The 7,483-nt window shown below is 43.6% G+C and carries 8 protein-coding genes; 1 reads left to right on the top strand and 7 read right to left on the bottom strand.

All coding sequences use genetic code 11. The features are described 5' to 3' along the window. Nucleotides 1-65: 65 nt before the first annotated feature. Together IV54_RS07440 and IV54_RS07435 are read right to left on the bottom strand one after the other, a co-directional pair. Complete coding sequence (locus tag IV54_RS07440) at nt 66-995, bottom strand: hypothetical protein (RefSeq protein ID WP_057878756.1); 930 nt, start codon at nt 993-995, stop codon at nt 66-68. 201 nt (nt 996-1,196) lie between these two features. Next, nucleotides 1,197-2,234: an NlpC/P60 family protein gene (locus IV54_RS07435; RefSeq protein ID WP_057878755.1), complete on the bottom strand. Its 1,038-nt coding sequence runs from the start codon at nt 2,232-2,234 to the stop codon at nt 1,197-1,199. Between the two features lie 499 nt (nt 2,235-2,733). Here IV54_RS07435 and IV54_RS07430 point away from each other — a divergent pair, with 499 nt between their 5' ends. Further along, nucleotides 2,734-3,045, top strand: a complete 312-nt coding sequence (locus tag IV54_RS07430) for a helix-turn-helix domain-containing protein (protein ID WP_057878754.1) — start codon at nt 2,734-2,736, stop codon at nt 3,043-3,045. Here IV54_RS07430 and IV54_RS07425 read toward each other — a convergent pair. The 5 genes from IV54_RS07425 to guaA all read right to left on the bottom strand — a co-directional run bounded on the left by IV54_RS07425 (nt 3,040) and on the right by guaA (nt 7,384). Continuing rightward, on the bottom strand, nt 3,040-3,267 hold the full coding sequence (locus tag IV54_RS07425) for a hypothetical protein (RefSeq protein WP_057878753.1): 228 nt from the start codon (nt 3,265-3,267) through the stop codon (nt 3,040-3,042). The genes IV54_RS07430 and IV54_RS07425 overlap by 6 nt on opposite strands. A 240-nt stretch (nt 3,268-3,507) precedes the next feature. Further along, entirely contained in the window at nt 3,508-4,359 is an 852-nt protein-coding gene (locus IV54_RS07420; RefSeq protein WP_057878752.1) for an IS3 family transposase, read from the bottom strand. A gap of 8 nt (nt 4,360-4,367) precedes the next feature. After that, nucleotides 4,368-4,895 (bottom strand): helix-turn-helix domain-containing protein, encoded by a 528-nt coding sequence (locus IV54_RS07415; RefSeq protein WP_057878751.1) that lies wholly within the window; start codon nt 4,893-4,895, stop codon nt 4,368-4,370. Nucleotides 4,896-5,067: 172 nt separating this feature from the next. Continuing rightward, complete coding sequence (locus tag IV54_RS07410; protein WP_057878750.1) at nt 5,068-5,484, bottom strand: hypothetical protein; 417 nt, start codon at nt 5,482-5,484, stop codon at nt 5,068-5,070. Nucleotides 5,485-5,842: 358 nt separating this feature from the next. After that, on the bottom strand, nt 5,843-7,384 hold the full coding sequence (guaA, locus tag IV54_RS07405; protein WP_191980414.1) for a glutamine-hydrolyzing GMP synthase: 1,542 nt from the start codon (nt 7,382-7,384) through the stop codon (nt 5,843-5,845). Nucleotides 7,385-7,483: the final 99 nt, after the last annotated feature.

Genomic DNA, 7,483 nt, shown 5'->3' with positions numbered 1-7,483 from the left:
AGACCACTTCTAAGAATAGATTCTTAGTGTTGCACTTGATTTGACAATTGAGGCAATAAAAATCTTTAATAATCCGTCACTTTAACATTCTTAGTCTTAGTTTTATCGAACTGAACCTTAACCTTCTTATTAGTCGTCTTGGTCAATAAATAGAAATCTTTATCATCCGTAACACCCGTGTACCCTGTATACATGTCATCAAAGATATGTGCTGGGGCATAATAAGTCCCCTGCAATGGGATGTTACTCGTTGCCATCTTATACTCGGGATAATTTGTTTTGTATTCGTCGGTTACCAACGTATCTACTGGCTGATAACTACGTGCGGAATAGATGAGCCGTTCTGAACCAACTTTATTGCCTGAACTATCGGTGGTCACCTCAGCTCGCAAATCACTGGCAAACGGTGCCTCATACTTAGGCTCCTTGGACTTTAGATTTTTAAGAACCGTTTGGTAGTACGAGACCGTCTTTTCATTGGAATCGATGTCTTCCTTATCTTCTTCCAGTACTGACTTGTCTAAACCGATATCATGCTTACGTCTTTCAGTATCCGTCTTCAGAAGTTCCTTCGCATCCTTCAGACTTTTTTTGGCCTCCTGAAGCTGACTGTTTACCAATGAATGATCGCCACTCACGAACTCATCAAAGCCAGCTCGATCTGCCTTCTTTAAGTTTGAGATGATTTGTGAATCTGATTTCTTGTTGATATCTTTAAACGCCATCCCGGTCCCTTTAGGCGTATAGGCTGTCACCTTTCCATTCTTGGTGACGAATATAGTCCGGATTTTTGTACTCTTACTTAATTCCCGATTTTGGCTGTCATCGTTACTGGCAAAATACCAAATTCGTTGATTTGAAGACTGTGCATCCTTGAGAAAGGTGATCTCCTTTGAATTAACTTGGTTGGCACCTGATTTCCCACAAGCTGCCAATGATAAAATTGCGGTTCCTAATAAAGCGACGCCCATTAAGCGTTTAATATACCGGTTCATAGTTGAACCCTCCCTAGCATAAATTTGTTGTTATTAGATAATTCGGTAGCGATATAGGCAACTCAAACTGCCTGCCGCCTCCAAAATTGACATAGAAAAAGAGGCCCAATTCAAAAAGTTAAAATTGAACCTCTTCAGGTTCCCTTCATCAGCATCCGTTGACCAAGAGTCATTAATTGAAACTGTTGAACTATTTAAAGCTTAATGGAAAACGCGAGCGATTCCCGCAACGTCAGAGCGTTGGCCATTCTTGATTGGTTGAACCATGATCCGTGGTGGCCAGCTTTCGATAACCTTACCCTTGCCTAAGTAAATGGCAACGTGCCAAATTGTCCGGGTACCAGGTTGGTAATAGAAGACCAAGTCCCCACGCTTCTTGTGACGGTAAGCCACGTGTTGGAACTTCTTGCTAGCCCACAGGTTACGAGAATTCCATTCGTTACCGGGATAAGCATGATGGATGGAACTGATTGGCTTGGTGTTGATACCACCGGCATACAGGGCCTGCATGACCAGACCAGAACAGTCGGTCCCATAGTTTGGCTTCGAGGAAGACCCTACCAGATAAGGATTGCCCTTATACTTGTAAGCTTGCTTAATCATGGCTTCGATATGAGCTGAGCGGCCATTCCAAGCGTGGGCCCCTAATGGCGCAACGTAGGAGTCAATGCTCTTCCAACTGGACTTAGAAAAGCCCAGCTTGACCCAGGTCTTTTCGTTAACATTCCCCGTAGCCTTCAAGTGATGCTTATGCTGGAAATTCTTCACGGCATAATACGTCGCTGAGTTGTACTTGTTGTACCCATTAGCGGTATGTAAACGACGCATAATCTTCCAAGTCTTGATACCCTCGTAACCCCGCTTGACGGTGTAGCCGACCTTACCGTAAGGCTTGATCTGATTGTAATTGACTTGATAATACTTCTTTGGATTTTGATAACCCTTCGTCTTGGCAACGTAGGCCTTGTTGGCAGAAACGTAGATGCCCTTGTTGGTCTTCAACATCGGATTATGACCTTCGACCACAACCACCTTAGAAATCTTAACGAAGTCCCCCTTGTGGAACTTCGCCGCCTTGTGCTTCTTAGCGGCATCCTTGTAGTAGGTGACCGTCTTCTTAACCTTGATAATACCAGGATTAGCGGTGTAGTACTGAGCCTTAGTTTGCGCAGAAGCTGTGGTGCCAACGCTAGTAAGACTGGCAATGATGAGTAATGTAGCTAGCCAATGTTTCTTCATGCTGTTTCTCCCCTTTGTGAATCTATTTACTGAAACTCTAATTAGTCACTTAAAGCCTAAAGGCAACGTTTACCGGTCATCGACGACCAGAATTTCAAATATTTATGTAAGCTGCTACCTTCAAAGACCTTAAATCATTTAATGGACGGATAATCCACCAGAGTGATGGTTTTACCGCTTATTATTGTAACGCTGCTAAGGATCTGAAACAATAGGGGTATTCAAGCAGAACCCCATTACTACGGCTTTTTCAGAATGAATTACCCGTACACCGGAACCTTTGCAACGATGATAAAGAACAGAATACCTAACCGTAAGATGAGGTTACCTAGTGACTCATCCCCCTTCAATCAATAATTCCCCAACGGTGCAAGACTAGTATAAAACAAATGAGTACTATTTTCCTTATTTTTATGAATAAAAGGTCTTTTTATCTCTGTCAATGGTCTAAATACTCCCTTAAGGTTAGCTTTAACACCACAATAGGAGATAGCCAACCATGCAAACCTCAATTAGTAAACTGGTGAATCAGAAACGACGCGCATTAGATTTAACCATCGAACAATTAGCTGAAAGAGCTAGCGTTTCCGTTAGTTTAATCTCGCGAATCGAACGCGGAGAACTCGAGAATATCAGCCTGAACAAGCTTCAGGCAATCGCGTCGGCTCTGAACCTAACCTTAAGTGACTTTTTCACAGATGACGCTCTGACTGGAATCCACACCTTAGAATTAATTTCCTATCTAAAGGTGCTCCCAGAAGTGCAACGCGAGACCCTCGCGGAAAGCATCCTGAAAATTTTAAAATTATAATTGATACTTCTGTACGATTAGGGCTGCGATCTCAGGCAGTGTATACTCACTTGCACGGGCCTGATACTCGGCAACCAAATCAATCGCTCCAGTCGGTAGCCTGATTTCAAAGATTCGAAATCTTCTGTAATCCACGCGGTGGTTTGAACCCCGGTCGATCAGAAACTTCAAATCCTGCAACAATTGTAATCTGCTTAACAATGGATTTACGGTCTTTTGCACACTCAGTCACCCCCAAAAAAATAAGCTAGCCTCAACCAAATTGGCTAAAGCTAGCTTAACGCGACGCCGCAATAAAAAACAGACTTGTAAAAATCTGAAAATTAATTTGTGGGGGTAGCAATTAAATTTATTTAAGTAAATTAATTTTAACATGCCTGTCAAGTTTTAAACAATCAGACAAACTAAAAAGGACCGTTACTGTGAAGTGCAATAGAAAAGTTAGACAAATAGTAATTTAATTTATGCTACTGAGGCTTGATTCCTATAATTTATAGGGCTCAAGCCTTTTGTCTTCATCGAAATTCGATCTTTATTGAACCAAGCAATATAAGATTTCAAAATACCATTCAACTCGGTAATATTCTCAATTTTATATTTGTTTAAACATTCACGTTTTAAAAGACTAAAGAAACTTTCTACTGGTGCGTTATCATGACAGTTTCCCTTACGGGACATGCTTTGGGTGATTCCCATATGTTTGAGTCGCGCTTGGTAGCTTGGCAACTGATATTGCCAACCTTGGTCGGAATGAAGAATAGGGTGGAACCCCCTAATAATGTGGTTTTGTACTTGGTCTAAAGTATCCGTAATTAGTTTCTTATTGGGTGAATAGCTGGCAACGGCTGACAAAACCTCCTTACTAGCCTCATCAATAATAACTGAAATATAGCCCCATTTTCCGTTGTACAGTGGAACTTGAGTGACGTCAGTATGCATTACTGTTAGCGGTTTAGTCGCGTTGAAGCGTTGTTTAAGAAGGTTTGGCGCAATCTTCCCCACACTACCCTTATATGAACTGTATTTGCTGGTATGTTTCGAAAAGAGGGTTACTTTAAGCCCCATCGCGGTCATAATCTTACGAATAGTTTCCTCTGCGTAATTGAACCCGGCCTCGACGGCCTTCTTGTGAATTCGACGGTATCCGTACCTGGAACCAGTTTTGAGGTACTCCTTACGTATGAATACCTTAACCTTCGCATATTTATCTGGCTTAAGGTTGCGTTTCAATCGGTCATAGTAGGTTGATCTAGCCAATTGTAATTTTCCTAAAAGTTCCTTTAGTGGATATTGCGACCGTAACGTGGAGACAATTTTAGCTTTTACTTTGGTTGTTTCCTGGTTATAGCCGCCAACGTTTTTAAAATGTCACGATCCAATTCTGCTTCGTGTAGTTGTCGTCGTAACTCAGTGATCTGTTGTTTGTATTTTTCCTCTTTCGTTGATGTTAACCGCTTAGTTGTACTTCCCTGGGGCTTGTGCTTACTCATAATTGGCCTTCTTCCACGAGGTTTACTACGTAAACCCATTATGCCTTGCTTTTGGTAGATAGTCATCCAGCTATTAGCTTGACTGGCTGAGATACCGAAATGCGCTGCGGCTTGTATACGACTAACCTCGTTTGTTTGGATATAGTCTACCACGCTAAGTTTATAGTCCGGTGAATACGTTTGTTTATGATGCTTCACCTTTAAAGAACCCATGCCATGCGCTTGCGCTTGTTTTACCCAATTTAAGATGTTTCCTGTGCTAGGAATCTGATACTTAGTACTTAAGTTTTTCAGACCAATCCCACCACTAAAATATTCACGAACTACTCTGGTTTTGAATTGACTACTATATTTGGTCATAAGAAAAGCCCCACAATCGTTAGACTTATCTGTCTAACAATTGTAGGGCACTTCACTGGCGAATTTCTTCGACCAGTAGCGATCCTTTTCCATTATCAAATTACGGTAAGAAACTCTCTAATGATTTACAAGGACTATCAAAGATGGATTGGTAAGGCCTGTTGCTGATAGTCTACAACTCTGCCTTGTGGGCTTTGACCTTCTTCAACAGGTTAGTCACTGACTTAGGCGCTTTGGCCTTCTTCAACGCGCTACTTCGAACCCAACCAGTGAAACCAGCTGCATTTTTAAACTTGTAATAGACGGCTTTTTTTCCATTTTGGGTAACATGCGACGAGTAGGTAATGAGCACATACTCCCCCTTCTCACCGAAGGCCCCAAGCCAGAAGGTACTCTTGATCTTGAGCTTACCGTTAGAATAGATATCGGCTTTCTTGGTTTTGATTTTATATGTTTGATTTTTGACGTTTTTGTAATAGCGGAACTTGGTGTTGGCTGAAGCTGTAACGGGATTGGTTGTGGTGATAACACCGCCAGCGACACCCAACGTCACAGCAATAATGGCGATTAACTTTGTGAATTTTGACATGATAATTTCCCCCTATAAGATTAAGTACAAATTGATAGGAACAATAATCCTCCTCCCGATTAACTGCTTATCAAATTGTTTATTAAGAATAACGACTGTATTGTACCACAACGAGGTAATATTATCCCTAAATGTTTGAATAAAAGGTAGTTTAATCTCTGAAACAGTGAATTTGGAAAATCTGACACAAAATAAAAGGACCACTACTAGCGAATCTTTCGACTAGCAGTGATCCTTCTTCAGTTCTCGATTACCAAGTCACGGTAAGGAGCTCGCTGATTTTAAGTTAAATTCGACTAAGCGTGGACTTAGTAACTGTCACTTTATCGACAATTGCCACTCAACTTAGTCATGGGAATTATTCCCACTCAATAGTCGAAGGCGGCTTACTCGTAACATCGTAAAGGATGCGGTTCACGTGATCCACTTCGTTAACGATCCGCACGGAGATCTCCTGCAGCACGTCCCATGGAATCCGGGCAAAGTCCGCCGTCATCCCATCGATTGAAGTTACGGCCCGGATCCCTACGGCATAGTCGTAGGTCCGGCCGTCACCCATGACACCGACACTCTTGATGTTTGGCAAGACCGTAAAGTACTGCCAGATATCACGGTCGAGTCCGGCCTTCTTGATTTCCTCACGCAGAATTAAGTCACTATCGCGGACGATCTGTAACTTCTCTGGCGTGATTTCACCAAGGACCCGAATCCCTAAACCAGGACCTGGGAATGGTTGACGCCAAACGAGATCGCTTGGCATCCCCAATTTTTCACCCAACTCGCGGGCTTCATCTTTAAATAATGACCGTAGCGGCTCGATTAACTGGAAGTGCATGTCTTCTGGCAACCCACCGACGTTATGGTGTGACTTGATGGTTTGCGCCGTATCAGTCCCACTTTCAATCACGTCGGTATATAGGGTTCCTTGTGCCAAGAAGTCGATCCCATCGAGCTTTTGAGCCTCGTCATTGAAGACTTGGATAAACTCATTGCCGATGATCTTCCGTTTCTTTTCGGGTTCGGTAACGCCAGCCAGCTTACTGAGGAAGCGGTCTTGAGCGTCCACCTTAACGATGTTCAACCCAAACTTACCTTCCAAGCTTGCCATGACCTGTTCGGCTTCACCCTTACGGAGCAAGCCGTGGTCGACGAAGATGCTGGTCAGCTGCGTGCCAATGGCCTTGTGCAGGAGTACCCCCACAACAGAGGAGTCAACCCCACCGGACAATCCGAGAAGGACGCGCTTGTCGCCCACAGTTTCCCGGATGTGTTCGATTTGCAGGTCGATAAAATCATCCATCGACCAGTTGGATTCTGCGCCACAGACGTCAAAGGCAAAGTGCTTCAGGATATCATTCCCGAATTCCGTGTTCCGAACTTCCGCGTGGAATTGAATCCCGTAGAAGTTACGGTCAACGTCTTGCATGGCCGAGATCGGGCAATTTTCGCTCGTGGCCACGCGTTTGAAGCCATCAGGCACCTGGGTAACCAGGTCACCATGGCTCATCCACACCGTCTGTTGCTTAGGTGTGTCTTTGAACAGTTTTGCATTATCGCTGAGCACGGTGATATCCGCACGACCGTATTCACGGTTGTCGGCGGACTCCACCTTCCCACCAGTCAGGCTGTGGGCCATCAGCTGCATCCCATAACAGATCCCCAGAATTGGAATCCCCAATTCAAAGATCTCCGGGTCAACATTAAAGGCACTGCTGTCGTACACACTGTTTGGTCCCCCGGAGAAGATAATCCCCTTGGGTCCCCAAGCTTTGATTTCGGCGGCACTCATGGTGTGTGCCTTGAGTTCGGAGTACACGCCCATGTCACGAATCCGGCGTGTGATCAATTGATTATACTGACTACCAAAGTCTAGGACGATGATTTTGTCAAATTTTGACATATCAACGTTTGCCAAGCCATTCACCCTTTCTTCTTTTTAAACATTGCCTCGATTTAAAATTGAAGTGCAACACCTGCTCTACTAGACCAGCTCTTTATT

Origin of the sequence: Levilactobacillus paucivorans (assembly GCF_001437125.1) — a bacterium.
In the GTDB taxonomy this organism is placed as follows: Bacteria; Bacillota; Bacilli; order Lactobacillales; family Lactobacillaceae; genus Levilactobacillus; species Levilactobacillus paucivorans.
This window is presented reverse-complemented; position numbering and strand designations above follow the sequence as displayed.